Here is a 24962-nt window from a genome sequence, read left to right as displayed (position 1 = left end):
TGTGTGAGCTAACGACTGGCTCCCAGCATCTCCCGAGTCTCCCGTAGCCGAACATTGTGAAGTTCTGCTTCTGGCGACAGGGTCACGCACTGATGATGCTAGGCCGGAACACGGAGGAAAGCTCCAATTGATACGTGCGAATCCATTCACGCTACGTCGATTGCAAGGTGTATAAGACTAAAGGATCCATGGTCGCTCACGTATTCGCCAATAAACGGCAGGGGCGAACCTTGCGCACGCAACGCGGCGTTAGGCCCGAAATCGGCCTCGTCCGATATTGTCTGATTAATCTGGGCGATAGCCTTAGCGGAGTCCCCGTCCATTATGTAGCCCAACATTCCACCTAGATTGCATGGTCGGGTGTCATATCGGCCGTCGACAAAACGCCGCATTCCTTGAGTTACGTATTTTTTAGGAAGTCCGTCGCCACTCTTCAAGCGCTTCGCCTCGACGTGGACAACGATGTCTTGACCCAATGAAACGTTAATGTCCGGACGCGGAGCACGCGCCGGATCCTCCGAGCCTGCAAGCATTGCGGCTGTCGGTTGTGGACCATCATATTGTACGCGAAAGAAGCTCAACTCCGGCGAACTGCGAACAACCTGAACGGCCCAATAGTAGAGGCGCACTGTACTGGATGTCTCATGGTCGTTGAAGCGGTGAAATTGCTCCTGCTGCCACAGCCTGATCGACTCTATAAGCAGGCTACGAATCGACCGGCGCATCTGGCGGACAGCGTGCGCCTTAAGGCTCGTGCTGGCGGTCCCAATCACTCGGGGACCGAGCCTTTCAAGCAACTGATCCCCCGAACGCTAGAGCCGCAATAATCCGCTCTCCATCATCGAGAGCGGCGTCCGTTGTCCAGCGATCACGATCGGCTGTCTTGACAATATATATGGTGTCCTCGTCCACCATAAATCCCGCCGGTTGAGCAACGATTCCCATACTCGGAGGTAGTTCTCGCTCCGCCTGCCTTACAATCGCCTCAACGTCTATTCGCCGACCCGTGCCGCCCTCCGTTCTCCGGCGGTCGCTTCTTTCGCTCTCGATAGTCAAAGCCACGGCACGAAAGTATCCATTGGCATCATTGAATGATGACACTGTTGTGTCCGGGAGAAAGCGCGTCACCGTCGCACGTAGTTGAGTCTCATAGTCTTGAATCTGATCGGGAGAAACGGCATCGTAGAACTGCGTCGGACGCCGGAAGCGCTCGATGCCGTATTGCAAGCCTTCCATGACTCGGTCGCGTTCTGGTTGCGTGAGTCCGTAGACATCAAAGACCACTTCGTCAAGACTTCGCCGAAAGTGTTCGGTCATAAGGCCGTCTGACTCGGCTAAAATATCCTGCAAGCGCGCGAACTGCGCTGCATTCGGTTCGGCAAGTGGCAATCCGAGGTGCTCATTGAGCTCAACGAAATCACGTTCAACTCCCCAAGCGGCACTTGTCATGAAAAGGTAGTAATGACCTAATGAGGAGCAAATTGTCGCAGCCAGCATTGTGAGGAGTGGCTTGTCCTCTGCCGGACCTGCAACTCCCATCACTCCGTGACGGAAAACCGCATCTCTTTCCACTAAGGTGGCTGCTAGCCGACCTCGGACAAAAGTCGTCCTTATTAAGACGTGAGGAGCCTGAAACAGGCGGGGATTGCGCGGACGATGAAGATACGGCACGTCAAAAATGGAGTCGCCCGCAGATGACCCCAGTGCAAGGGGTAGGACATCGTTACCAGATATGATCGGTAAACCGAACATATGTGAAGCGTCATTTTGGTCGCCGCCGGCAGGCTGGTATCCTTGTCCAGCCACCCAGCCCTTTTTTGAAGCCCAGTCCTGGACGGTTGGGAAGGTTGCACGCAGCCAATCGATGAATTGCAAATCGCGAAGGCTCCCCCACAAGAGGATCTTCCAAAGGTCGGCACGATTCTCCGCCATGCTTACAGGTATAGACCTGACCTCCTCAGGAGTGACCTGTAACGCATCGATAGCAGAGTTCACCGATCGAGGATGTGCTGCAACATGAATGAGATGCGCTTGGCTCTCCCCAGGCGCTCGGTTGCCTGGCTTGACTTCTGCTATAACTACAGCTGCGGGTGCAATTGCGGTTGCAAAAATCATTCGCCGGACAGCTGATAGGTCAATAAGCGCGCTTACATCGAGCTGTCGAAAAAGTTCCCTCCGAAATTCTGACGCCTTCGCACTTCGATTGTGAAGCAAGGGCTTCGCAGGCATGACTAAGCCCAGTTTACCGGTTTCGCTCAGACACTCTTTGGCCAACCACAAGAAGGCTTGGGCCAACTGCCGGTCGGCTACTGGTAAGTTTCGCTCAGAGATAAACTTGATCGCTGCGGGCGTAAGACTGCTAGTCCACGGTGGATTGCTGACAACCGCATCGAATTTTTCGTCTGCGAGCGAATGGTTGGCAAAGGCGTCACTAACCACCAAATTGCGTCCGATGAGCTTCGGGAGTACAGCCTCGCGCCAAACGGTGGGAGGATCAAGCTCCTCTAGGAGTGCCAGATAGAGGCCAAAAGCGGCGATCCGAGCAGCATCTGGATTTTGCTCGACTCCGAAGATTTTTTCGAGTAACAGCGTCTGCAATTCGTCGTAGCTTAGCCGGCGACCCTTGGCCTGCCGCTCTTGATAAGCCATTCGGCGAAACGCTTGAGTCATGAAAGCGCCGCTGCCGCATGCTAGGTCAATTAAGCGAGGTCTCAGATTGCCAACCCATGGGACGACCTCGTCCAGAATGAGATCTACAAGGAATCGCGGAGTGTAGTATGCACCTTGCGCTCTTCGGTCGGCTTCGAGTAGTTGCTCATAGATGCTACTGACTAAGTCTGATGGCAGGACCGAAAAGTCGTAAGGGTAAAGGGTCTGTTGTCCAGTAGACAAATCGTCTCCCTGGAGAAAAGACGATATTGTCAAGAGCTCTTGGGGAGTCAGAACCTCTAGAGCTGCCGGGACTGATCCGAACACGTCCCCATTAAAGTGCTCTGCGAGTCCCTCGAATAGAGCTGCTGTGAAAACCGGACCCGCTTCCAATACCTCTTGCAAAGAATTCTTCTGAGCAAGGGTGAATATGTGGGTACTGGTGAGGATGCCTCGATGCGATAGATAGCTGGCTACCAAGCATCCGCTGATGACTTGATCCGTTGCCACGCGACGCAATGGCTCAGAGGAAGGAACCCTGCTCCGAAGAAGGGAGAGATTGCTAAGAAGCGCCTTGTCGACTCGGGTTGTTGACGAGAAAGAGCCGACACTCGAGTCCATGAAAGACCCTGATTGAATCGCAAGGCGTCCAAAAACTTCGAGTAGATCGGACGCGTGACGGGAGCGTCGCATCTGAGATTCAAACCCGGTCGGATCTAGACTTTCTGTGTTCGGGTTCTCAAATCCGTTATAGACGGACACCCCGCTATCGTTAACTGACAGCAACAAGGGCACTCGACCGTAGTTCCAAAGCCTGCGCCTTAGCGAGGCTAGGCCGTGCTCATTAGCACTTTGAGTGAAGCCTACGAGAGGCACGCCATCCTGGAAAAAGGCAGCGTCGAGTCCAACCTTGCTCTGCAGGTCCTGCCAGAGAAAGTCGCGAGGGCCTGTCTCTCGGCCAGATTCACTGGTCAATAGGCCGTCATGACCTAGGTAGTCGAGGTCTTCCAGTGCGGCCAGGAGCCGATTTGGCACTGTTGCACTCAGTGCCATGGCCCTACCATAACTACCCCGATCATGCGGGTAACCCTACGACATCCACATGGGTGTGTCTTGCATTGCCGCCTCGTCGTGTCGCTACTATGGGTGTCGAGAGAGTCGCCGAGAGTCACGATCCTCGGTGTTGCGCCCGCGGCGCGCCCGGCGGCCTCCGATGGTTCAACGTCGGCACTCGTACGTCTGTGTCTAATCTCTCGGTCGCCCTTGCGGCGGGTCGCGACCCGCGAGGAGGCCAACAAGTACGGGCGGCCACGACGGCGCCTATCGTGTGGGGCTTCCCCGGGCCATAAGCGGGCCATTAACGCAGGCCGGCGGAGGGCACTGCAGGCCACTCCAACGCTCGACTCGGCTGGCAGGTGACCAGCTTTTCTGCGCACTTGTACGGTTCCCAAGCTGACAGTGCGGGTTCGATTCCCGTCACCCGCTCATCGGTGGGAGGCCCGTGTTCGCGGAAAGCGCGAACCGGGCCTCCTCACATTTCTGCCTGGGGGTCGAGCCCCCAGACCCCACGGTGCGGTGATTGCTGTGAGTGGGATGGCTCGGCTTCGCCATCGGGGGCCGTCGGGAGTGGCACGGCTCGGCTTCGCCATCGGGGGGTCAGCCGGGTGCTCGCTCGCCATCGCGTCGCCTGTTCGACCCCGGCTTGTCCGCCAGGTGTTGGCGTCAGTCAGCCGCGCGGCGCCTGTCAAGCCGAGGTTTGCGGCGGTGCGTGGGGGTTATGGCTTTGGGTAGTTTTTTAGGGCGCCTCGGGTGGGGAGCCAGCCGATGGCGTTGTATTCGGCTACGCCTCGTTGGACGTATGGGTCTTGCGCGATGATCTCCAGTGCTTGGGCCTCGTCTTCGACGTTGAGTACGACTACGCCGCCTACCGCTGGGTCCTGGCGTCCTGCGGTGACCACCAGATTTTGCGCTTCGAGGGCCTCCAAGAAGGCTAGGTGCGCTTCTCGAACCGCGTCTACGTCTTCCAGCGGTGCCAGGTACTTCGAGATCATCAGATACACACGGGGATCCTACGTCTGTAGCCGCTCGCGATGACGCGGTCGATGAGCCGGAGGCGGTGGCCTTTCCGTTGTCAGGGCGCCGGTGTGGGGCTAGTCGGGGTCGATGTCGGCGGCCGTGAGTAGGGCGCGGAGGTTGAGTTCTGCGGTTACTGGGGGTGGGCATTCGTTGACGATTACTGCGGTGCCTACGTAGTTGTGGGGGAAGAGGGAGCGTAGGGCTCTGGCCTGGGCGCCGGTGGCGGACCAGTCGTCGACCACCAGGACGCGGTCGTGGGGGGCGATCAAGTGGCTGCGTACGCCCAGTTGTTGTTTTTTGCCTCTGTGGTCTGAGGGGACCTCGGCCCAGGTCATGGGCTCGGCGATGGGGAGCCTGGCGCCGGCTCGGTAGGCCTCGACGAAGCCGACCCCCAGGGCGCGGGCCACCAGGGGTCCGACCAGGAAGCCCGTGACCTCGGGGGAGACGACCACGGTGGGGCGGTCGGCGCGGAACAGGTCGGCCAGGCCGTCACCCAGGCCCGCGAGGATGGCGGGGGAGCGCCACCAGCCCGAGCGGTCGCTCACCAGGTAGCCCTCGCCGGGGTCGGTCCAGCGGAATTCGGCCCTCAGGTGATCACGCAGGTCGGTTGTCACGCGGACATCCTGTCACCGCGTGGGGGTGTCATTGGGCCGCGCGGTCAGAACCCGCTCAGACTACGGGTCAAGTTAGTGCAGTCTTTCGCTTCGATCGGGCATGCTGTTCCGCGTAGCCATGCCTAATCTGCCGCCGGGCCGCCGCCCGCTGAGCCCTGGATCCCGCGCCGGACTCGGCGCGGCCCTTGTGCTGCTCGCCGTCGTGTCCGCCGTGGAGCTGGCCGACAACACCGACGCCGACTTCGTCGGGCTGTTCGCGGCCGTCCCGTTCCTCGCCGCCGTGTTCGCGTTCTGGCAGACCGTGATCGTCGTGGGCGTGCTGGCAACGATCGTCGGCATGGTCTTCGTCGGGGCGGCCGGCCCGCTCGACCTGGCCGGCACGGTCAACATTCTCGGCATTCTGCTCGCCACCGGCATCGCCGCCGCGGTGGCCACCATGCGGCAGCGTCAGGCCGACAAGATCGCCGAGCTGCAGCGGCTCGCCGCGGTGGCCCAGCAGGCGGTGCTGCGGCCGGTCGGGCCTCAGGTGGGAGCGCTGGCGGTGGCTGGGCGCTACATCTCGGCGACGGCCGCGGCCGACATCGGCGGCGACCTCTACGAGGCGCTCGACACGCCGTACGGGGTCCGGATCATCATCGGCGACGTGCGCGGCAAGGGCCTGGACGCCGTCCGGCTGGCCAGCATCGTGCTCGGGTCGTATCGGCACGTGGCGTACGAGCGGGCCGACCTCAAGACCGTGGTGGCCGATTTGGACCGAGCCGTGGCCCGCAGCGTCGGCGACGAGGATTTCGTGACCGCGGCCCTGGTCGAGGAGCGCGGCGGCACGCTGACCATCGTCAACTGTGGACATCCGGCGCCGCTGCTGCTGCGCCGCGGGCAGGTCATTCCGCTGGAGCCCCCGGCCCCGGCGCCCCCGCTCGGGTTCATGCCCGAGGTGAAAGCGCGCGTCGAGCGGCTCGAACCGGGCGACCGGCTGCTGCTGTTCACCGACGGGCTGGGCGAGGCCCGCCGGGAGGGCGAATTCTTCCCGACCGCCGACCGCGCGTGGCGGTTGCTGGGCCACGGCACGGTCGGCGACGGGCTCGCCTCGCTCGAGACGGCCCTGGTCGACTGGGTGCACGGCCGCCTCGAGGACGACATCGCGCTGGTGCTGCTGGAATACGCCGGCCGGGACGACGGCGCGGCGGTGCCGATCCCGAGCTGGGAAGTCGGCGCGGCCGGAAGTTAGGCCGCGATCTCCTTCGTCTTCTCGCCCGCGTTCCCCTCGGCGGGGGGCGCGGGCTCTTCCACGGAAGGTGTGGTGGCGATCGGGGCGGGCGAGACCGGAGCCGGCACCGGCTCGGGCCGGCGGTGCCGCCCGACATAGTGGCGTGGCTGGTCCGCCTGGCGGGGCTCTGGAATGAGGCTCTTGATCGTGGCGAACATGGCGCGCCCCCCTTGGCGGCTGGCGAAGACGAAAGCTTCGTGTCTATCCGGAGCAACGAGCCGCATCGCCCCCCGATACGTATGGGCCGCATGGGAGTCGGCAAATAGCCGAACGGCCATCCTGCTAGCCACCCGATCGGAGGCGTTTGATGTGCGAACCGACGGACAGACCCCCGCAACTGGGTGGTTGGTCACGAAACAACTCGTGGCTTGTCCGCTCCTACCGATCGGTAATACAGTGGGGTTACTGACGGGTAACTCCAGACCGGCGGCGTTCGGAGAGCGGGGCCAAGCACCATGACTCACTACAAGAGCAACCTTCGGGACCTCCAGTTCAATCTGTTCGAGGTCTTCGGGGCTGACAAGGCGTTCGGTCAGGCGCCGTACGAGGACATTGATGCGGACACCGCACGCGATGTGCTGACCGAGGTCAACCGCCTCGCCACCGAGGATCTGGCCGCCAGCTATGTCGAGGCCGACCGCAATCCGCCGGTCTTCGACCCCGCCACTCACACCGCCCCGCTGCCGGAGGCGTTCAAGAAGTCGTTCGAGCAGTGGATGGCCAGCGAGTTCTGGCGCCTCGACCTGCCCGGCTCGCTCGGCGGCACCCTCGCCCCGCGCGCCTTCTGGTGGGCCCTGGCCGAGAACGTGCTCGGCGCCAACGCCCCCGTCTGGATGTATTCGTCGGGTCCCTCCTTCGCCTCCGTGATCGAGGCCGAGGGCACCGAGGAGCAGAAGAAGTGGGCCCAGCTCTTCGTCGACAAGCTCTGGGGCTCCTCGATGGTGCTGACCGAGCCCGACGCGGGTTCCGACGTCGGCGCCGGCCGCACCCGGGCCATTCAGCAGCCCGACGGCTCGTGGCACATCGAGGGCGTCAAGCGCTTCATCACCTCGGGTGAGCACGACCTGACCGACAACATCATCCACTACGTGCTCGCGCGCCCGGTCGGCGTCGAGGGTGTGGGCGGCCCCGGCACCAAGGGCCTGTCGCTGTTCATCGTGCCGAAGTACCACTTCGACGCCGAGACCGGCGAGCTGGGCGAGCGCAACGGCGTCTACGCCACCAACATCGAGCACAAGATGGGCCTCAAGGTCTCGAACACTTGCGAGCTGACCTTCGGCGAGCACGGCACCCCGGCCAAGGGCTGGCTGCTCGGCGAGAAGCACCAGGGCATCCGGCAGATGTTCATGATCATCGAATACGCCCGCATGATGGTCGGGACGAAGGCGATCGCGACCCTGTCGACGGGTTACCTCAACGCCCTCGAGTACGCCAAGAACCGCGTGCAGGGCGCCGACCTGGTGCAGAACGACAACAAGGCCGCGCCCCGCGTCACGATCACCCACCACCCCGACGTACGCCGTTCGCTGATGCTGCAGAAGGCGTACTCGGAGGCCCTGCGCGCGCTGGTCGTCTACACCGGCACGTGGCAGGACAAGGTCGCCATCGCCACGGCGGCCGGCGACACCGAGGCCGCGAAGACCGCCAGCAAGGTCAACGATCTGCTGCTGCCGCTGGTCAAGGGCGTGGGCTCCGAGCGGGCGTACGAGCTGCTGGGCCACGAGTCGCTGCAGACGTTCGGCGGCTCCGGCTTCCTGCAGGACTACCCGCTCGAGCAGTACGTGCGCGACGCGAAGATCGACACCCTGTACGAGGGCACGACCGCGATCCAGAGCCTCGACCTGATCTTCCGCAAGATCGTGAAGGACCAGGGCGCCGCGCTGGCCACCCTGGCCACCGAGATGCAGGAGTTCGTCGAGAGCGAGGCCGGCAACGGTCAGCTCAAGGTGGAACGGCTCGGCCTGGGCAAGGCGCTCGGCGAGATGCAGCAGATCCTCGGGGCCACGATGGGCTGGCTCGGGGCGGTGCAGGGCGGTGAGACCCGCGAGCTCTACAAGGTCGGCCTGACCTCGCGGCGCATCCTGCTCGCGCTGGGCGACGTGGTGCTGGCCTGGCTGCTGCTGCGGCAGGCCGAGGTGGCCCTCAAGGCGCTGGGCGGCGACGTCTCGGCGGCCGACAAGAACTTCTACGAGGGCAAGGTGGCGGCGGCCCGCTTCTTCGTCCGCGAGGTGCTGCCCCGGGTCGGCTCCGACCGTCGCATCATCGAGAACACCACGCTGGACATCATGGACATCTCCGAGGACGTCTTCTAAAGATCTCGGTGCGGCGGTCGCCCCACTTCCGCACCGCTGAAGGGCATTGCCCACTCTCCTGAAAACGGCTGAGGCCGGCGGACAAGGACGTCCGCCGGCCTCAGCCGTCTTTTCAGCCCCGGGCCGTGTGGCGTTCCAGCAGGCGCATCGAGCGGGGCTCGGTGGCCGACCAGGAACCGTCGGCGCGATGCACGGCCAGCCCCGACGTCTTCATGATCACGTCGATGCCGTCGTACTGGTCATCGGGAATCAGCAGAGTGGACACCTCGGACACGGTCGGGTTATGGCCGACGACGAGCACCGTGCGCACCGTGTCGGCCACCTTGCGTACGAGATCGAAAACCTCGGTCGGGCCACCGTGATAGAGGCTCTGCTCGTAACGGACCTCGGGCGCACCGCCGCCCGGGCGCGCCTGCGCCATCGCGATCGAGACGCCCTGCCAGGTCTGCCGGGTGCGCGCCGCGGCCGAGCAGAGCACCAGATCGGGATAGAGCCGCTCGTCGGCCAGCCACGCACCGGCGGCGTCCGCGTCGGTCGCCCCGCGCGTGGTCAGCGTACGGTCGAAATCGGGGCTCTCATCGGGCGTCTCGGCCTTGGCGTGGCGGAGGATTACGAGCGTCCTGACGGTCATGTGTCCAGCTTGCCTGATTGAGGATCAGAGCGGGTGGGTAAACCCCACTGCGACGCATTGACCACGGTGAGGATCAAGGAGGCCCGCGATGGGCATCGGCGGAAGCATCTTCCTGCTGGCGTTGGGCGCGATCCTGGCGTTCGCCGTCAACGCGAACATCAGCGGGATCGACATCAACATCATCGGGTGGATTCTGATGGCGGCCGGCCTCGTCGGTCTCGTCATCACGCTCTGGTTCTGGAACAGCCGTCGCCGCACCGTCGTGACGCGGCAGACCGCCGCCGAGCCGGTCGCGGGTGCACCCGTCTACCCCAACCAGCAGGTGCGCAGCGAATACCGGGAGACCCGCCGCGAGGACGTTCCGCCGCCCCCGCCGCCCGCCTACCAGTAATCCGCATCAGACTCGCGACGCCGGTAGCCGCTCATCCCCCTGGCGGCTGCCGGCGTCGCGCGCTTCTCAGGCGTTAAGAGCATTTCCTACGTACGTCTTCAGCGACGTCGCCGGGCGCCCGAGGAGCGACTCGAGGTCGTCCGCCGGCACCAAGAGCCCGCCGTTGGCCGCCCCCCGGTCGGAGTCGGCCAGGACGGCCGCGAACGCCTCGGGCAGGCCCACGCCGACCAGCATCTCGCGATACTTCTCCTCGCCCAGGTCGGTGTACGTGACCGGCTTGCCGGACTGCTCGGCGACCTCGGCGGCGAACTCGGCCATGGTGAACGCCGGGCCGCCCAGCTCGTAGACCTTGCCCGCCTGCCCGTCGGCGGTGAGCACCGCGGCGGCGGCCTCGGCGTAGTCGGCCCGGGTGGCGGCGCTGATCTTGCCGTCGGCCGAGGCGCCGAAGAGCCCGTGCTCCAGCCCCTGCGCGACGTTGTAGTTCTCGAGATACCAGCTGTTGCGCAGGAACACGTACGGCAGGCCGGACTCGGTGATCATCTTCTCGGTGGCCTGGTGCTCTCCGGCCAGCATCAGGTCGCTCGTGTCGGCCTTGGCGATGCTGGTGTAGACGAGCAGGCCCACCTGGGCGGCCTTCGCGGCGGCGACGACGTTGGTGTGCTGGGCGAGGCGGTTGCCGGCCTCGCTGCCCGAGATGAAGAGGACCTTGTCGGCGCCCTCGAACGCGGCCTGGAGCGCGGCCTGATCCTCGTACGCGACCTGCTTCACCGTGATGCCCAGGTCGGCGATCTTGTCGGTCTGGCGGCCCAGTCCGACGATCTCGCTCGCGGGCACGCCCTTGGCGAGCAGCGACTGGATGGTGAGCCGGCCGAGGTGCCCCGTGGCGCCCGTCACGACGATGGTCATTGGTCCTCCTGGTAGTTGATCCTTGAACCAATAGGGTTAACGACCCAGCTCAGGGATCACTTCCCATTCGATAGAAGGCACCTTGAAGTGCAGTACTTCCCCGAGGGATAGTAAACAGGTGAAGGTCAGTGTGTACGCGAAAGATTGCCCCAGCCGACAGATCCTCGACCGGATCGGTGACACGTGGAGCGTCCTGGTCGTCGTGATGCTCGCGGACGGGCCGCAGCGTTATTCAGCGCTCGCCAAACGCATCGAGGGGGTCAGCCCCAAGATGCTCACCCAGACCCTGCGTGGGCTCGAGCGCGACGGCCTGATCGGACGCACGGTGTACGCCGAGGTGCCGCCGCGGGTCGACTACGCGCTCACCGAGCTCGGCCGCAGCCTGCTCGACCTGGTGGGCGCGCTGGAGAAGTGGGCCGAGGTGCACATCGACGACGTGCAGGCGGCCCGGGCCGCCTATGACAACCCGGGCGTACGGGTCTGAGGCCCTTTAAGCGTAGAGGGCGAAGTAGATCGCGATGTGGTGGCAGATCGCGGCGATCAGCGTGCACGCGTGGAAGAACTCGTGGTGGCCGAACACCTCGGGCCACGGGTTGGGCCGGCGCAGGGCGTAGAAGACCGCGCCGACGCTGTAGATCACGCCACCCACCGCCAGCAGCACCAGGGTGGTGACGCCGCCGCGGTGCAGCACGTCGGGCAGGATCGCGACCGCGCCCCAGCCCAGGGCCAGATAGAGCGGGGCGCCGGCCCAGCGCGGCAGGTGCGGCCAGATGGTCTTGAGCGCCACGCCGCCGAGCGCGCCACCCCAGATCAGGCTCAGCATCAGCGTCGCCTTGCCCGGCGAGAGCAGCTCGATGCAGAACGGGGTGTATGTGCCGGCGATGAAGATGAAGATCATCGAGTGATCCGCCCGGCGCATGATCTGATAGCCGCGCTCGCTCCAGACCCGGCGGTGATAGAGCGCGCTGATGCCGAACAGCCCGCACACGGTGAAGCTGTAGATCAGGACGCTCAGGAACGGCTCGATACCCGGTCGGCTGAGGGCGATCGAGCAGAGCACGATGCCGCAGACCAGCGCGACGAAGAACGCGTATTGATGAAGCCGGCCGCGCAGCCGCGGCTTGCCGAGATCGGTCGGCTTCATCCGGAACGGGGCGGAGGTCGTCACGTTTTTCAGGTTACGGTATCGTAAGTTACCCGTCAGTATTTCTCTGATAGTGAGCTGCGGCACTGGCAGGATGACGCCATGAGGCTGAGACGGGCCGGCGCCTCCGCGCTCCTGATCGAATGCGGCGACGGCGACGAGGTCGAGGCCTGGCGCCGCGAGGTGTCGAACCGCCGCGACGCCGGTGACCTGCGGGTGATCGACATTGTTCCCGGCGCCCGAACCTTGCTGCTCGACGGCGTGGAGCCCGGCACCGACACCCTCATCGCCTCCTGGCCGCCGCCCGCGCGGCCGACCCCCGAGCATCGAGAGGCGTCTCTGGTGGAGATCCCGACGGTCTTCGACGGCGACGATCTGGCCGACGTGGCCGAACTCTGGAGCACGTCCTCGGACGGCGTGGTCGCGCGGCTGGTGGAGACAAATTTCACGGTTGCGTTCTGCGGCTTCGCGCCCGGTTTCGCCTACATGCGCGGACACGAACTCACCGTGCCCCGGCTCGACGCCCCGCGGCCCCGGGTGCCGGCCGGTGCGGTCGGACTGGCCGGCGAATACTGCGGCATCTATCCCACGGCCTCGCCGGGCGGGTGGCGACTGGTCGGCCACACGACGACGTCGCTTTTTGACGTACGCCGGGAACCACCGGCCCTGCTCGCCCCGGGCACCCGCGTGCGCCTGGTGGCCGCGTGATCACTGTCGTGCGGGCCGGGCCGCTCACCACCATTCAAGATCAAGGGCGTCCCGCGTACGGGCATCTGGGTGTGCCTCGGTCGGGAGCGCTCGACGGACCGGCCCTGCGTCGCGCGAACGCCCTGGTCGGCAACCCGATCGACGCGGCCGGGCTGGAGACCACGCTGATGGGGTGTGCGCTGCGGTTCGAACGGGGGGCCCGGGTGGCCGTCACGGGGGCGGTGGCCGTCGTCAAGGTCGACAAGGAGCCGGTGTCGGGGGTGATCGACGTGCCGGCGGGGTCGGTTCTGGAGGTGGGTCGGGCTACCCGCGGCGTACGGTCTTATGTGGCGGTTCAGGGCGGGATTGACGTCGAGCCGGTGCTGGGTAGCCGGTCGACCGACACGCTCTCGGGGTTGGGGCCGCCGAAGCTCGTGGACGGGACCGAACTCGCCATCGGCGTCGGCGCCGAGCCTGTCCCTCGACCCGGCCTTCAGCCCGACGCTCGATCCCGTCCAAACCGTTTGAACAAATCAGATTTGCCCGACGCTCCATCCCATCCAAGCCGCTTGAACAAATCAGATTTGTCGGAATTTGACGAAATTTCTGATGAGCTGGAACTGGGAGTCTGGGTGGGGCCGCGCGACGACTGGTTCGAGGGCAACGAGCTGTTCGAGAACCCGTACACGGTCAGCCCGATGAGCAACCGGGTGGGCTGCCGGCTCGGCGGGGAGGCGCTGCGGCGATCGCGCCCCGGTGAGCTGCCGCCGGAAGGGATGGTGCTGGGCGCGATCCAGGTGCCGGCCGACGGGCAACCGCTGATCTTCCTGGCCGACCATCCGACCACCGGCGGCTACCCCGTGATCGGCGTGGTCGACGACGTCACCCCGCTCGCGCAGGCCCGGCCGGGGAGTACGGTGCGGTTCCGTGCGTTCCATTGACCTCAATGCCGACCTCGGTGAGGGCTTCGGCCGCTGGACCCTCGGCGACGACGAGGCCCTGCTCGACATCGTGACCTCGGCCAACGTGGCCTGCGGCTTCCACGCGGGCGACCCGTCCACGATGCACCGCATCTGCGCGGCGGCCGTCACCCGCTCGGTCGCCATCGGCGCGCAAGTGGGCTACCGCGACCTGGCCGGCTTCGGGCGTCGGCGCATCGACTACGACCCGGCTGAGCTGCGGGACGACATCCTGTATCAGATCGGGGCGCTCGAGGCCTTCTGCCGGGTAGCCGGGGGCCGCGTCGGTTACGTGAAGCCGCACGGCGCGCTCTACAACACCGCGGCCGTCGACGAAGGGCAGGCGGGGGCGGTGGTGGCGGCCGTCTCCTCGTACGGGCTGCCGGTTTTGTGCCAGCCGGGATCGGTGCTGGCCCGAATGGCGGTGGCGGCGGGGTTGGAAGTGGTGGCCGAGGGGTTCGCCGACCGGGGGTATCGGGAGGACGGGACCCTGATGCCGCGGTCGGAGGCGGGGGCCGTGCTGCACGAGCCGGCTGACGTGGTGGCGCGGGCCGTGCGGATGGCCACGGAGGGTTCCGTGGAGGCCGGCTCGGGGCGGGCGGTGGCCGTGCCGGTGAGCTCCATCTGCGTGCACGGGGACACAACTGGCGCGGTGGAGTTGGCGGCGCGTGTGCGGGACGGGTTGGTCGGGGCCGGGCTGGCGGTCGAGCCCTTCGTCAGGCCGAGCTGAGCGCCGCTTCGTCCATTGTGCAGGCCCTCTGAGCAGGCCGTTCCCAAAACAGAGGCCCGCCCTACCGGGGGACCCCCGCCCTCAGCCATTTTAGTGATCGGGGCCGATCTTGGGGGCGGGGGCTGTGGACAACCTCGGATTGTGGATAACTCCGATGATCTCGTGGAGGCGGCCAGAATGCCTGCATGTCGAGCAGCGTCAGTCGGAGGCGTTCAGGAGTTGTCCATGCCTCGCAGGATCAGCGGGAGGCGGGCCGGGCCGTCCGTGGTCACCACGATCGGGACGCCCCAGTCCTGGCGGGTCAGGTGGCAGGCGGCGAACTCGACGTCGACGTCGCAGGTCGCGGCCTGAGCGACCACCTGGAGCACGCCCTTCGGCACGTCCGGGTTGATCACCAGGGGGCGGGACAGGTCGGTCGTCACGCCGGCCCCCGCGAGCAGCAGCTCGGGCGGCGACGCCGAGACCTCGAGCCGGGTGGATGGGCCGAACTGCGTGTCCAGCTTTTGGCCCGGAGCGGGAGTGAAGACGACGTCGAGAGTCACCTCGCCCGGCGCGACCGGGGAGGCCGGGCGCTCGGTGCGGTGGCGTTCCCCGGCCACCGTACGCACGGCGCCCGGGGCGAGCCGGGTCAGCCGATGGGCCGACGACTCGACCACCAGCACGTCACCGGCGGCGGTCACGAGCACGTCGCTCGGCTCGGCCAGGCCGGTGTCGACAGTGGACATCTCGTCGGCGTGCGGGTCGTAACGGCGGATCGCGCCGTTGTAAGTGTCCGCGACCAGCACCGAGCCGTCGGGCAGCGCGGCCACGCCGAGCGGGTGCTGCAGCAGCGCCTCCGAGCCGGGGCCGTCGACGTGGCCGAAATCGAAGAGGCCCTGGCCGGCGGCGGTGTGCAGGACCCCGTCCTTGATGTAGCGCAGGGCCGAGGTCTCGCTGTCGGCGATCCACAGCTGGTCGCCACCCACCGACAGGCCGGACGGCTGGGCCATCCACACGTCGGGGACCGGGCCGTCGCGCAGGGACTCGACCGTCGTGCCGGCGTAGACCCCGACCGTGCGCTTGATCGGGTCGAACCACCACAGCTGGTGAATGCCGGCCATGGCGATGATGACGCGCTCGTCGTACCAGGCCAGATCCCACGGCGAGGACAGGTCGGCGGCCAGCGCGTCGTGCGGGTGGTCATCGACGGTCGAGCGCCACGGACGGCCGGAACCGGCGATCAGCGTGACCTCGCCGTCGGCCAGGCGCAGGCCGCGGAGCTGGTGGTTGACCGTGTCGGCGATCACCACGTCGTAACCGGCGGTGGCGGCGACCTCGGCCGGGAGCAGGAGCAGGCCCTGCGGCTCGCTGAACGGGTCGCCGCGCTCCCCGCTGCCGAACCGGCGGACCAGCGTCTCGCCGTCCGCCTCGACCTCGACGACCGAGTGCCGCGCCGAGTCGCTGACCAGCAGGTGGCCGTCGGGCAGCTCGATCGCCTTGCCAGGGAAGCGGAACACGGTGTCGGCGGGGGCGGGCGGAACGTACGGGCCGTCGCCGCGGTGCAGGGTGCCGTCGGCCGTGTGCTTCGCGATCAGCTCGTCGACCAGCCGGGTGAGGCCCTCGGCGTGGCCCTCGCCGGCCATCGAGGCGACCAGATAGCCGGTCGGGTCGATCACCGCGAGCGTGGGCCAGGCCTTCGCCGCGTACTGCTGCCACAGGTGCATATCGCCGTCGTCGACGACCGGGTGGTGCACGCCGTAGCGCTCGACCGCAGCGGCCAGCGCCTTCGGGTCGCGCTCGTGCTCGAACTTCGGGGAGTGGACGCCGATCACGACGAGGGCGTCGCCGTACTTCTCCTCGAGCGGGCGCAGCTCGTCGAGGACGTGCAGGCAGTTGATGCAGCAGAACGTCCAGAAGTCGAGCAGAACGATCTTGCCGCGGAGGTCGGCGAGGGTCAGCTCCTTGCCGCCGGTGTTCAACCAGCCCCGACCCCGGAGCTCCGGCGCCCGCACACGTCCAGTCATCGCACCATCGTGCCGCACCGATGGTTCCGGCACGGCACGAAGGTGGTCAGGATGACATCAGGGGTTGGCCTTGAGACAGAGGACCTGTTCCTTGCCGTCCGCGGCCTTGTTGATCACGTGGGGCTGGCCGGGGTCGGCGCACTGCGCCTTGTCGGTCACGATCGACGCCACCTGATACGAGCCGGACTCCGAGCACTCGGCCTTGACCGCCGATTCGCCCTCGCGCTTCACGCACTCGCCCTGGATCACCGACAGCGACTTGTCGCCGCCGGCCACCAGATAAACGATGCCGAAGCCGATACCGAGCAGCAGCACCGCGGCCACCACCACCGAGATCAGGATCGGCAGCATGCGGACGTGCGGGGTCGCCGGCTTGGCCGCGGGCTTCTCCTCAGCCTTGAAGCTGTCGAAGCGGCCCTGGTCGGCCTCGACGCCGGGCCAGCTCGTCGTGTCCTCCGGCGTGGGCGGCGTCACCGTGGCCCGACTGGCCGGGCTCGGGAAGCCGTCGTTGCCGGGGCCGAAGCTGTTCGGCGGCTGCTGCCCGGGCGGGCCGAAGCCGTTCGACCGCGGCTGGGTGGCCGGGTCGAATCCGTTCAGGCCCGGGGGCATCGGCGGCAGGGCCGGCGCGGGCACGAAAGGCTGCTCGCGGCCGGCGATGTCGGTGGTCAGCTCGCTGTACGGCTCGCCGGGCCGCCCGCCGGGACGGTCCCCACCGGGCCGGTCGGCGTAAGGCGAACCGGGCGAGGCCGGCTCGGGCGCCGCCCCGGGCAGCGCGGGAGCCGAGGCCATGCCGGTCGGCGGGTTGCCGGGTCCACCGGGACCGGGCGGAGCCACGCGGGCACTCGCCGAGGCACGGGCACTGGCGCGCGCGGGCGACTGCGGGGCGATATCGGGCAGGGCCGGCTCGTTGTCGTGGTCGTTCAGTTCAGTCGCGAGCCGCCCGTACGCCGAAGCGCCGAACCCGCCCGGAGCCGGCTCGGGCCGGTCGTCGTCGACGGGGCCGCCGCCGAACGGGGAGTCGTTGCCGAACGGCGAACGGTCGTCGCCGGGCCGCGGCCCGAACGGCGAGTCGGCGCCGAAGGACGACTCGGCCTCGCGCTCGTCGTCCTCGGCGGGTTCGGCCGGGGCCGGACGGCCGTAGACGCGAGCCTGCGGCGCGGCGGACGGCGGCGGGACCTCCGACGGCTCGACCGGGGCGGTGCGGTTGGTCGTGGGCACGGAGGCGCTGGCCGTGACCGGGCGGGCCGATCCGACGGCGTTCTCGGACGGGTCGCGCGGCGCGGGCACGGAACCGTTGCGGTTGTCGGCGGCCGCGGGGGAGCCGAACGCGGCGCCGGGCACCCGCTGCGGGTAACCGCCGGGGTTGTCGTCGGCCGGGGGCGCGGGCCGCCTGTACTGCGCGTGGTCGTCCTCGCCCTGGTCGTCGCCGCCGGGAGCGAACGGGGACGCGGGCCGCGCCGCACCGTAGGCGGCACCGGGCTCGCGCACCACGCCGAACGGCGAGGGCGGCTGCTCGGACTCGGAGGAGCCCTCCGGACGCGGGCCGAACTGCGAGCCGTTGTCGTCGGGGCGCCCGCCACCGAAAGCCGCACCGGGGCGGGCGGAGCCGAACTGCGAACCCTGGCCGTCACCCTGCGCGGGCCCGAACGGCGACGGGGCGCCGAACTGGCCGGAGTCGCCTTCGGGGGCGCCGAACGGGCCGCCGGCCGGGCGGGCGGAGCCGCTGGCGGGTGAGGTCGGTCGGGCGTTGCCGTAGGCGTTGTTGTTGTCGGGGCGACCGTAGGGGTCGGCCGAGCCTGCGGAGTTGCCCTCGGGCTGGCCGAAGGGGCGGGCGGAGCCGAACGAGTTCGAGTCGCCACCGGTGGGGCGGGCGGAGCCGAACGGGTTTGAGTCGCCACCCGTGGGGCGGGCGGAGCCGAAGGCGCCGGAGTCGGGTTCCGACTGGCCCTGCGAGTGGCCCGTGCCCTCGGGCGCGCCGAACGGGCCGCCGGCCGGGCGGGCGGAGCCGCTGGCGGGTGAGGTCGGTCGGGCGGTGCCGTAGGCGTTGTTGTCGTTGTCGGCGCGGCCGTACTGGTCGGCCGAGCGTCCGGAGTCGTCCTGGCCGCCGGAGCCTTCGGGCTGGCCGAACGGGCCGCCGGTGGGGCGGGCGGAGCCGAACGGGTTCGAGTCGCCACCCGCGGGACGGGCCGAGCCAAAGGCGGCCGAATCGCTTTCGGACGCGCCATACGGGTGCGGGGAGTTTTCGGGCTGGCCGAACGGGCCGCCGGTGGGACGGGCCGAGCCGAAGGCGTTCGAGTCGCCTTCGGGGGCGCCGAACGGGCCACCCGCGGGGCGGGCCGAGCCGAAGGCGTTCGAGTCGCCACTGGCGGGGCGGGCCGAGCCGAAGGCGTTCGAGTCGCCGCCGGTGGGGCGGGCGGAACCGAAGGCGTTCGAGTCGCCGCCGGTGGGGCGGGCGGAACCGAAGGCGTTCGAGTCGTCTTCGGGGGCGCCGAACGGGCCGCCGGCCGGGCGGGCGGAGCCGCTGGCCGGTGATGACGGGCGGGTGCCGAAGGCGGCGTCCGGGGAGCCTTCGGCGGACGGGCCGAACTGGGCCGACGGGCGGGCGCTGCCATACGCCGAGCCGGCCACCGGCTGCTGGCCCGAGGGCTCGCCGGAGCTGCGGCCGAACGGGTCGGGCAGGCCGCCGCGCTGGGGGTCGCCGGGCTGGGTGGGCTCGGGGGTGGTGCCGTCGGGGGAGCGGCCGAACGGGTCGGCGAAGGGCTCGGGACGGCCGTACGGGTGGGGGGCGTTCTCAGCCGAGGCCGAGGCCGAGGGCGACGCGGAAGCCGAGGCCGAGGCGGCGGCGGGGCCGGACGCGGACGGGCCGAACGCGCTGAAGTCGCTGGACGCGGGGGGCAGCTGCGGGGCGCCCGACGGCGGGCCGAACGGGCCCTGCTGGCTGCGGACCGGGAGCTCGCCGGAGGGCGCGGCCGTGGCGGGGGCGGTCGGCTGGGGGCCGGTCTGCTGCGGCGCGGGCGACTGGAACGGGCGGCCTGGCGGCTGCTGCTCCGGTTCGTTGCCGGCGCCGCGCAGGGGGAAGCCGCCGCCGGCGCTGCCGGCGCCGCGGGTCGGGAAGGCGGAACCGCCACTGCCGGGGGTGCCGCGCAGCGGGAAGCCGCCGCTGTCGCCCGTGGAGGCGGGCGGGGCGTCGGGCAGGCCGGTCAGGGTGGCCCCGGGCACGCGGACGCGCTGGTCGCCGAAGGCGGAGACGCCGGGCGGGCGGCCGGTGGTGGGGTCGACCGGCTGCTGCGGCTCGGGCGCGCCACGACCGGCGGGCGCCGCGAAGCCGTTGAAGCCCTCGACGCTGTCGACCGTGCCGGCCGGGTTGGCGTTGCGCTGGGGCAGCGGGGCGCCGGGGCGCTGGATGAAGTTTTGCTCGGGGGGCGTGCGGGCCGGGGGCGCGGGCGGCGGGGACCAGGCGCCGGACGGCTGCTCGGGCGCGCTCGCGGCGGGAGCCGGCGGGGCCTCGGACGGCGGGGCGCCGAAAACCGACGACGGGCCGAACGAGGACGAAGGCGCGGCCGAGCCGTAGGAACCGTTGTCGCCGGGCGACGGCTGCGCCGAGCCGTAGGACCCGGACGAGGGCGACGGCGACGGCGCCGAGCCATAAGAAGACGAGGGTGACGGCTCAGAGCCGTACGTGGGGTTGCCGCCGGAGGACGGCGGTGAGACCGACCCGTACGGCGAGGCGGCGCCGCGCTGCGGGAGCCCGTTGCCCTCGGGTGCGGGCGTGGGGGTGCGCTGCGGCAGGCCGGTGCCGTTGTCGTCGGGGCCGGGCACGCGGGCCGACCCGTAGGACGTGCCGGTGGCCGGCCGCGGGGCGTCGGGGCCCTGGCCGAACGTGGGCACGACGGGGACGACGAACGGGGAGCCACCGTTGGGCGTGGCCTGGGGTGGTGGACCGTAGGAGGTGGGGAAACCGTCGGCGGGCGGCTGGGCCGAAGCCCGGGCCGAGACCCGCTGACCGTCGGTGTCCGGCGGGAAGCCGTCCGACGTCGGTCCGCCCGACGTGGCCTCGGCCGGCTGTGAACCGGCGTAGTGCCCCTCGGACGTCATGAGCGCCTCCTCATTCCATGCGGCCGTGCCAGCTCTGCACTGACGCCGGACAGACTCCGGCGTCGTGCCCAGCTCTGAGGCCAGGCCGTGCGAGGCGTGAGCCCCGGTCCCGCGCCGACCGGCCGAGCCGGCTCGATGACCGTGCCCAACCGTACCGGGCGATGGCGGCCTGAGGAATCCCGGTGTACGCCACCAAGGGGACTACAAAAAGATCTTTAAGCGTGACCTGAAAAAGCGAACGGCCCGTCCGGGCTGGGGTTTCCGGGCGGGCCGTGGCGTCGTAGGCGTCAGAAGGTCTTGCGCTGGGCGAAGATCGCGATCTCGTCACGCATCGACTGAGTGGGCGCGGTCATCCAGGCCCGGTCGATGGCGCGGTTCTGACGGTTGATCAACCGGCGCTGACGGACGCGGTCGACGATGCTGCTCATCTGTGCTGTCACTTCCCTCGAGCCGGGATCGCCGGCTCATCGTGGTGCTCGTCCCGTGTGAGTCCATTGTGCGCCTCAACGGGACGAGCTGCCAACGATTTAGAGGGTGACGCGCGGCACCTGCCTAACGATCGTAGGTCAAGAAAATCCGCGACCTAATAAACCTCAAGCCCAGGCGAGCAGGGTCCCCTCGGGGTCGGTCAGGAAGTCGCCGATGTCCCGCAGGAACTTCGAGCCCAGTTCGCCGTCGATGATCCGATGGTCGAAGGAGAGCCCGAGGGTGGTGACCTGGCGAATCTTGATCTTGTATTTGTGCACCCACGGCATCGGCCGGATCGCGCCGAAGGCCAGGATCGCCGACTCACCCGGGGGGAGGATCGGCGTGCCGGTATCCACGCCGAACACTCCGACATTCGTGATGGAAAGGGTGCCACCGGCCATATCGGACGGTGGCGTCTTCCCGGACTTCGCCACCTGGACCAGTGTGTTGAGCGCCTCAGCCAGTTCGCGCAGCGAGAGACGCCCGGCGTCCTTCACGTTGGGCACGATCAGGCCGCGCTCGGTCGCGGCGGCGATGCCGAGGTTGACGTAGTCCTTGACGACGATCTCGTTGGTCGCGGCCGACCACGACGAGTTGACCATCGGGTGGCGCTCGACCGCGAGCAGCACGGCCTTGGCTACCAGCAGCAACGGCGAGATCCGGACGTCGCGGAAATCACGCCGTTCCTTGAGCTTCTCGATCGTCTTCATGGTGCGCGTCACATCGACCGTGAGGAACTCGGTGACGTGCGGCGCGGTGAACGCCGAGGCGACCATGTTCTCCGCGGTGAGCTTGCGAACACCCTTGACCGGAATCCGTTGCTCGCGACTCGTATCAAAGGAGGCAGTGGTGACGACGGGTGCCGCAACCGAAGCCGGAGCGGCGGCGGCCTGCTGTACGTCGTCCCGAGTCACCGATCCCAGCGGCCCGCTGCCCGTGATCGTCGCCAGGTCGACGCCGAGGTCACGGGCGAGCTTGCGCACTGGCGGCTTGGCCAGCACGGGCCCACTGGTCCGCGCGGCCGGAACAGGCGAGGCCGCGGGCGCCGGTACGACCGGAGCCGGTACGACCGGAGCCGGCGGCGGTGGCGCGACAGGCGGGACAACCGGGGCCGCGCCGGGTGGGGCGGTGGGCGCCGAGGCAGCCGTCGCGCTGGCGGAAGACGTACGGGGGCGCCTCTTGGCTGTTGTGCTCTTGGGCCCATAGCCGACGAGCACGGCCGTGCGGCCGCCCGGCGCCGGACCACCGATCAGGCCCGGCTCGACCGCCCCCTCGGCCGGGGCGATCTCGACCGCCGCCAGCGACTCGGCCGACGGCACCGGGCCGTCACCGGGCAGCGGACCGGCCGACGGATCGGTGTCGATCGCCACGATGGGCGCTCCAACCTCGACCGTCGTGCCGGCCTCGACGTAGATGCGCGAGACGACCCCGCCCCACTTGGCCGGGATCTCGACCGCCGCCTTGGCCGTCTCGACCTCGACGATCGGCTGGTTGAGCTCGATCGTGTCGCCCACCTTGACCAGCCAGGCCAGGATCTCGCCCTCGGTCAGGCCCTCGCCCAGGTCGGGCAGGTTGAACTCCTTGATCCGCGACATCGGCGTCACCAGCCGAACGAACGGTCGACGGCGTCCAGCACCCGATCGAGATCGGGCAGGTATTCCTCTTCGACGCGGGCCGCCGGATACGGGATGTCGTAGCCGGTGACGCGCAGCACGGGCGCCTCGAGCGAATAGAAGCAGTGCTCGGTGATGCGGGCGGCCAGCTCGGCGCCGAGACCGATGTTGCCCGGCGCCTCGTGCACGACGACGGCGCGGCCGGTCCGGCGTACGGAGGCATAGATCTTGTCGTAGTCGACCGGGGAGAGCGTGCGCAGATCGATCACCTCGAGGTTGCGCCCGTCCTCGGCGGCCGCGGTGGCCGCGTCGAGACAGGTGCGCACCATCGGCCCGTACGCGATCAGGGTCGCGTCGGTGCCCTCGCGGGCCACCCGGGCCTCGTGCAGCGGATACGCCCCCGAGAGCTCGGCGTCGAGGTCGACCTCGCCCTTCTCCCAGTAGCGCCGCTTGGGCTCGAAGAAGACGATCGGGTCGTCCGAGCGGATCGCCTGCTGGATCATCGAATACGCGTCGGCCGGGTTCGAACAGGTCACGACCTTGAGGCCGGGGGTGTGCGAGAAGTAGGCCTCGGGTGACTCGGAGTGGTGCTCGACCGCGCCGATGCCGCCGCCGAACGGGATGCGGATGACGATCGGCAGCCGCACCTTGCCCATCGAGCGGTAATACATCTTGGCGACCTGGGCCACGATCTGGTTGTAGGCCGGGAAGACGAACCCGTCGAACTGGATCTCGCAGACCGGGCGATACCCGCGGATGGCCAGGCCGACCGCGGTGCCGACGATGCCGGCCTCGGCCAGCGGGGTGTCGATGACGCGGTCCTCGCCGAAGTCCTTCTGCAGGCCGTCGGTGATGCGGAAGACGCCGCCGAGCTTGCCGACGTCCTCGCCCATGATGACGACCTTGGAGTCGTGCTCCAGCGAGCGGCGCAGGCCGTGGTTGAGGGCCTTGCCGATGGTGATCGTCTCGGCCATCAGTGGTCACTCCCCTCGAACGAGGCGTGGTAGTCGGCGAACTGGCTGCGCTGCAGGTCGAGCTCGGCGGAGCCGTGGGGGTAGACGTTGTCGAACATCGAGATCGGCTGCGGGTCGGGCATCGACAGCACCCGCTCGCGCAGGCTGAGGGCGAGCGTCTTGGCCGACTCGTCGACCTCGTCGAAGAAGCTGTCGTCGCCGAGCTGCTGCTTGGTCAGGAACGCGCGGAGCCGGGAGATCGGGTCCTTGGCCTTCCACGACTCGACCTCGCTGGCGATGCGATAGCGGGTCGGGTCGTCCGAGCTGGTGTGCGCGCCCATCCGATACGTGTACGCCTCGATCAGCGTCGGGCCCTGGCCGTTGCGCGCGTTGTCGAGCGCCGCCCGGGTGACCGCGAAGCTGGCCAGCACGTCGTTGCCGTCGATCCGCACGCCGGGGAAGCCGTAGCCGGCGGCCCGGCGGTAGAGCGGGATGCGGGTCTGGCGCTCGAGCGGCTCGGAGATCGCGTACTGGTTGTTCTGGCAGAAGAAGACCATCGGGGCGTGGAACACACCGGCCCAGACGAACGCCTCGTTGACCTCGCCCTGGCTGGTCGCGCCGTCGCCGAAGTAGGCGATCACGGCCTCGCCGTCAGGGGTGCCGGTCTTACCGTCCATCGTCACGCCCATCGCGTAACCCGTCGCGTGCAGGGTCTGCGAGCCGATCACGATGGTGTAGCCGTTGAAGCGGTGCTCGTTCGCGTCCCAGCCGCCCTGGTCGACGCCGCGGAACAGGCCGAACGGCATGATCGGGTCGATCCCGCGGGTGTAGAGGACGCCGTGCTCGCGATACGTCGGGAACGCCATGTCCTGGGGGCGCATGGCCCGGCCGGAGCCGACCTGCGCCGCCTCCTGACCCAGCAGGCTCGCCCAGATGCCCAGCTCGCCCTGGCGCTGCAGGGCGGTCGCCTCGGCGTCGAGCCGGCGGACGGTCACCAGGTCGCGGTAGAGCTCGCGATACTCGTCGTCGGTGAAGTCGACGGAGTACGTCACGCCGTCAGCGGTGGCGCTGTCGACACGTTCGCCGTCGGGGGTGAGCAGTTGGACGAAACCGCCTGCAGGAGCGTCGGCCCCCGCTGTGCTTTCGCCGTTCGCCATCGAGTCTCCCTGTTCATCTCTGCGCCGCGACGGGTGTTGCCCGTACGCGCGGCGGACCGCTGGTCACCGCGCCTGGCCCGGGTGAGGTTGCCGCGCGGCGTATCGGCGCGGGCCTGGACCCCGCCGGGGAGTGACGGCCCCCACCTTGCCCCGCTGGGTCGGCGAAGCGACGGCGGCGGTGCCGTCGCCCCCATCCTGACAGAGAACGTGAGCCCCGTTACAGGTCAGGTCGATCACAGTTGAGAAATTCGCCTGTCATATCGGTGACCTTATTTGTCCGGATTAGCGGCTTTCGTACGGTCACTAC

The 24962-nt window shown here is 68.3% G+C and carries 21 protein-coding genes; 7 read left to right on the top strand and 14 right to left on the bottom strand.

The annotated features are described in order from the left end of the window. Nucleotides 1–146 precede the first annotated feature (146 nt). The 4 genes from JKJ07_RS41305 to JKJ07_RS41290 all read right to left on the bottom strand — a co-directional run bounded on the left by JKJ07_RS41305 (nucleotide 147) and on the right by JKJ07_RS41290 (nucleotide 5339). Nucleotides 147–725, bottom strand: coding sequence for a hypothetical protein (locus tag JKJ07_RS41305; protein WP_202997470.1), 579 nt, complete (start codon nucleotides 723–725; stop codon nucleotides 147–149). A gap of 64 nt (nucleotides 726–789) precedes the next feature. Beyond that, nucleotides 790–3270 (bottom strand): HsdM family class I SAM-dependent methyltransferase, encoded by a 2481-nt coding sequence (locus tag JKJ07_RS41300; RefSeq protein WP_236030802.1) that lies wholly within the window; start codon nucleotides 3268–3270, stop codon nucleotides 790–792. Between the two features lie 1154 nt (nucleotides 3271–4424). Then, complete coding sequence (locus JKJ07_RS41295) at nucleotides 4425–4700, bottom strand: YciI family protein (protein WP_202997546.1); 276 nt, start codon at nucleotides 4698–4700, stop codon at nucleotides 4425–4427. Between the two features lie 99 nt (nucleotides 4701–4799). Next, nucleotides 4800–5339, bottom strand: coding sequence for a phosphoribosyltransferase (locus tag JKJ07_RS41290; RefSeq protein WP_202997468.1), 540 nt, complete (start codon nucleotides 5337–5339; stop codon nucleotides 4800–4802). 100 nt (nucleotides 5340–5439) lie between these two features. Between JKJ07_RS41290 and JKJ07_RS41285 the strand changes: the two genes are divergently transcribed. Beyond that, on the top strand, nucleotides 5440–6567 hold the full coding sequence (locus tag JKJ07_RS41285) for a PP2C family protein-serine/threonine phosphatase (RefSeq protein WP_202997467.1): 1128 nt from the start codon (nucleotides 5440–5442) through the stop codon (nucleotides 6565–6567). On the opposite strand, the gene JKJ07_RS41280 is transcribed toward JKJ07_RS41285, so the two are convergent. Further along, nucleotides 6564–6764, bottom strand: a complete 201-nt coding sequence (locus tag JKJ07_RS41280; RefSeq protein WP_202997466.1) for a hypothetical protein — start codon at nucleotides 6762–6764, stop codon at nucleotides 6564–6566. The two genes, JKJ07_RS41285 and JKJ07_RS41280, sit on opposite strands and share 4 nt — an antisense overlap. A 297-nt stretch (nucleotides 6765–7061) precedes the next feature. On the opposite strand from JKJ07_RS41280, the gene JKJ07_RS41275 reads away from it, so the two are divergent. After that, a complete protein-coding gene (locus JKJ07_RS41275; protein ID WP_202997465.1) occupies nucleotides 7062–8918 on the top strand; it encodes an acyl-CoA dehydrogenase in 1857 nt (618 codons plus the stop codon). Between the two features lie 112 nt (nucleotides 8919–9030). Here JKJ07_RS41275 and JKJ07_RS41270 read toward each other — a convergent pair whose 3' ends face one another. Beyond that, nucleotides 9031–9549, bottom strand: a complete 519-nt coding sequence (locus tag JKJ07_RS41270; protein WP_202997464.1) for a SixA phosphatase family protein — start codon at nucleotides 9547–9549, stop codon at nucleotides 9031–9033. A gap of 88 nt (nucleotides 9550–9637) precedes the next feature. Here JKJ07_RS41270 and JKJ07_RS41265 point away from each other — a divergent pair, with 88 nt between their 5' ends. After that, a complete protein-coding gene (locus JKJ07_RS41265; protein ID WP_202997463.1) occupies nucleotides 9638–9940 on the top strand; it encodes a DUF6458 family protein in 303 nt (100 codons plus the stop codon). Nucleotides 9941–10006: 66 nt separating this feature from the next. Here the strand turns inward: JKJ07_RS41265 and JKJ07_RS41260 are convergent, their stop codons facing one another. Then, a complete protein-coding gene (locus JKJ07_RS41260; protein WP_202997462.1) occupies nucleotides 10007–10846 on the bottom strand; it encodes an SDR family oxidoreductase in 840 nt (279 codons plus the stop codon). Nucleotides 10847–10964: 118 nt separating this feature from the next. Between JKJ07_RS41260 and JKJ07_RS41255 the strand changes: the two genes are divergently transcribed. Beyond that, nucleotides 10965–11330, top strand: a complete 366-nt coding sequence (locus JKJ07_RS41255) for a winged helix-turn-helix transcriptional regulator (RefSeq protein ID WP_202997461.1) — start codon at nucleotides 10965–10967, stop codon at nucleotides 11328–11330. Between the two features lie 6 nt (nucleotides 11331–11336). Here JKJ07_RS41255 and trhA read toward each other — a convergent pair whose 3' ends face one another. Then, nucleotides 11337–12014: a PAQR family membrane homeostasis protein TrhA gene (gene trhA / locus JKJ07_RS41250; protein WP_202997460.1), complete on the bottom strand. Its 678-nt coding sequence runs from the start codon at nucleotides 12012–12014 to the stop codon at nucleotides 11337–11339. Between the two features lie 78 nt (nucleotides 12015–12092). Between trhA and JKJ07_RS41245 the strand changes: the two genes are divergently transcribed. Genes JKJ07_RS41245 through JKJ07_RS41235 form a run of 3 tightly spaced genes read left to right on the top strand, consistent with a single transcriptional unit; the run spans nucleotide 12093 to nucleotide 14366 of the window. Continuing rightward, a complete protein-coding gene (locus JKJ07_RS41245) occupies nucleotides 12093–12698 on the top strand; it encodes a 5-oxoprolinase subunit B family protein (RefSeq protein ID WP_202997459.1) in 606 nt (201 codons plus the stop codon). Then, nucleotides 12695–13618 carry a 5-oxoprolinase subunit C family protein gene (locus JKJ07_RS41240; protein ID WP_202997458.1) on the top strand — a complete coding sequence of 308 codons (924 nt, stop codon included), beginning with the start codon at nucleotides 12695–12697 and terminating at the stop codon, nucleotides 13616–13618. The genes JKJ07_RS41245 and JKJ07_RS41240 overlap by 4 nt, the downstream gene beginning before the upstream one ends. Then, nucleotides 13614–14366 carry a LamB/YcsF family protein gene (locus JKJ07_RS41235; RefSeq protein ID WP_202997545.1) on the top strand — a complete coding sequence of 251 codons (753 nt, stop codon included), beginning with the start codon at nucleotides 13614–13616 and terminating at the stop codon, nucleotides 14364–14366. The genes JKJ07_RS41240 and JKJ07_RS41235 overlap by 5 nt, the downstream gene beginning before the upstream one ends. A gap of 212 nt (nucleotides 14367–14578) precedes the next feature. Here the strand turns inward: JKJ07_RS41235 and JKJ07_RS41230 are convergent, their stop codons facing one another. From JKJ07_RS41230 to pdhA, 6 genes are all read right to left on the bottom strand, one after another. After that, nucleotides 14579–16369 (bottom strand): NHL domain-containing thioredoxin family protein, encoded by a 1791-nt coding sequence (locus JKJ07_RS41230; RefSeq protein WP_202997457.1) that lies wholly within the window; start codon nucleotides 16367–16369, stop codon nucleotides 14579–14581. Between the two features lie 57 nt (nucleotides 16370–16426). Continuing rightward, a complete protein-coding gene (locus JKJ07_RS41225; protein WP_202997456.1) occupies nucleotides 16427–20464 on the bottom strand; it encodes a hypothetical protein in 4038 nt (1345 codons plus the stop codon). 287 nt (nucleotides 20465–20751) lie between these two features. Next, nucleotides 20752–20892 (bottom strand): hypothetical protein, encoded by a 141-nt coding sequence (locus tag JKJ07_RS41220; RefSeq protein ID WP_202997560.1) that lies wholly within the window; start codon nucleotides 20890–20892, stop codon nucleotides 20752–20754. Nucleotides 20893–21057: 165 nt separating this feature from the next. Next, on the bottom strand, nucleotides 21058–22527 hold the full coding sequence (locus JKJ07_RS41215; RefSeq protein WP_202997455.1) for a dihydrolipoamide acetyltransferase family protein: 1470 nt from the start codon (nucleotides 22525–22527) through the stop codon (nucleotides 21058–21060). A 5-nt stretch (nucleotides 22528–22532) separates the two neighbouring features. Beyond that, nucleotides 22533–23522: an alpha-ketoacid dehydrogenase subunit beta gene (locus tag JKJ07_RS41210; RefSeq protein WP_202997544.1), complete on the bottom strand. Its 990-nt coding sequence runs from the start codon at nucleotides 23520–23522 to the stop codon at nucleotides 22533–22535. Beyond that, nucleotides 23519–24655, bottom strand: a complete 1137-nt coding sequence (pdhA, locus tag JKJ07_RS41205) for a pyruvate dehydrogenase (acetyl-transferring) E1 component subunit alpha (protein ID WP_202997454.1) — start codon at nucleotides 24653–24655, stop codon at nucleotides 23519–23521. Before pdhA ends, JKJ07_RS41210 begins: the two co-directional genes overlap by 4 nt. Nucleotides 24656–24962: the final 307 nt, after the last annotated feature.

Origin of the sequence: Paractinoplanes lichenicola (genome assembly GCF_016785085.1) — a bacterium.
Lineage (GTDB): Bacteria > Actinomycetota > Actinomycetes > Mycobacteriales > Micromonosporaceae > Actinoplanes > Actinoplanes lichenicola.
This window is presented reverse-complemented; position numbering and strand designations above follow the sequence as displayed.

What these genes read in the sequence shown, in the direction of transcription:
- JKJ07_RS41305 (WP_202997470.1), bottom strand. Translation starts at nt 725, where the DNA reads ATGCGCCGGTCGATTCGTAGCCTGCTTATAGAGTCGATCAGGCTGTGG.
- JKJ07_RS41300 (WP_236030802.1), bottom strand. Translation starts at nt 3,270, where the DNA reads ATGGACTCGAGTGTCGGCTCTTTCTCGTCAACAACCCGAGTCGACAAG.
- JKJ07_RS41295 (WP_202997546.1), bottom strand. Translation starts at nt 4,700, where the DNA reads ATGATCTCGAAGTACCTGGCACCGCTGGAAGACGTAGACGCGGTTCGA.
- JKJ07_RS41285 (WP_202997467.1), top strand. Translation starts at nt 5,440, where the DNA reads ATGCTGTTCCGCGTAGCCATGCCTAATCTGCCGCCGGGCCGCCGCCCG.
- JKJ07_RS41280 (WP_202997466.1), bottom strand. Translation starts at nt 6,764, where the DNA reads ATGTTCGCCACGATCAAGAGCCTCATTCCAGAGCCCCGCCAGGCGGAC.
- JKJ07_RS41275 (WP_202997465.1), top strand. Translation starts at nt 7,062, where the DNA reads ATGACTCACTACAAGAGCAACCTTCGGGACCTCCAGTTCAATCTGTTC.
- JKJ07_RS41270 (WP_202997464.1), bottom strand. Translation starts at nt 9,549, where the DNA reads ATGACCGTCAGGACGCTCGTAATCCTCCGCCACGCCAAGGCCGAGACG.
- JKJ07_RS41265 (WP_202997463.1), top strand. Translation starts at nt 9,638, where the DNA reads ATGGGCATCGGCGGAAGCATCTTCCTGCTGGCGTTGGGCGCGATCCTG.
- JKJ07_RS41260 (WP_202997462.1), bottom strand. Translation starts at nt 10,846, where the DNA reads ATGACCATCGTCGTGACGGGCGCCACGGGGCACCTCGGCCGGCTCACC.
- JKJ07_RS41245 (WP_202997459.1), top strand. Translation starts at nt 12,093, where the DNA reads ATGAGGCTGAGACGGGCCGGCGCCTCCGCGCTCCTGATCGAATGCGGC.
- JKJ07_RS41230 (WP_202997457.1), bottom strand. Translation starts at nt 16,369, where the DNA reads ATGACTGGACGTGTGCGGGCGCCGGAGCTCCGGGGTCGGGGCTGGTTG.
- JKJ07_RS41225 (WP_202997456.1), bottom strand. Translation starts at nt 20,464, where the DNA reads ATGACGTCCGAGGGGCACTACGCCGGTTCACAGCCGGCCGAGGCCACG.
- JKJ07_RS41220 (WP_202997560.1), bottom strand. Translation starts at nt 20,892, where the DNA reads ATGAGCAGCATCGTCGACCGCGTCCGTCAGCGCCGGTTGATCAACCGT.
- JKJ07_RS41215 (WP_202997455.1), bottom strand. Translation starts at nt 22,527, where the DNA reads ATGTCGCGGATCAAGGAGTTCAACCTGCCCGACCTGGGCGAGGGCCTG.
- pdhA (WP_202997454.1), bottom strand. Translation starts at nt 24,655, where the DNA reads ATGGCGAACGGCGAAAGCACAGCGGGGGCCGACGCTCCTGCAGGCGGT.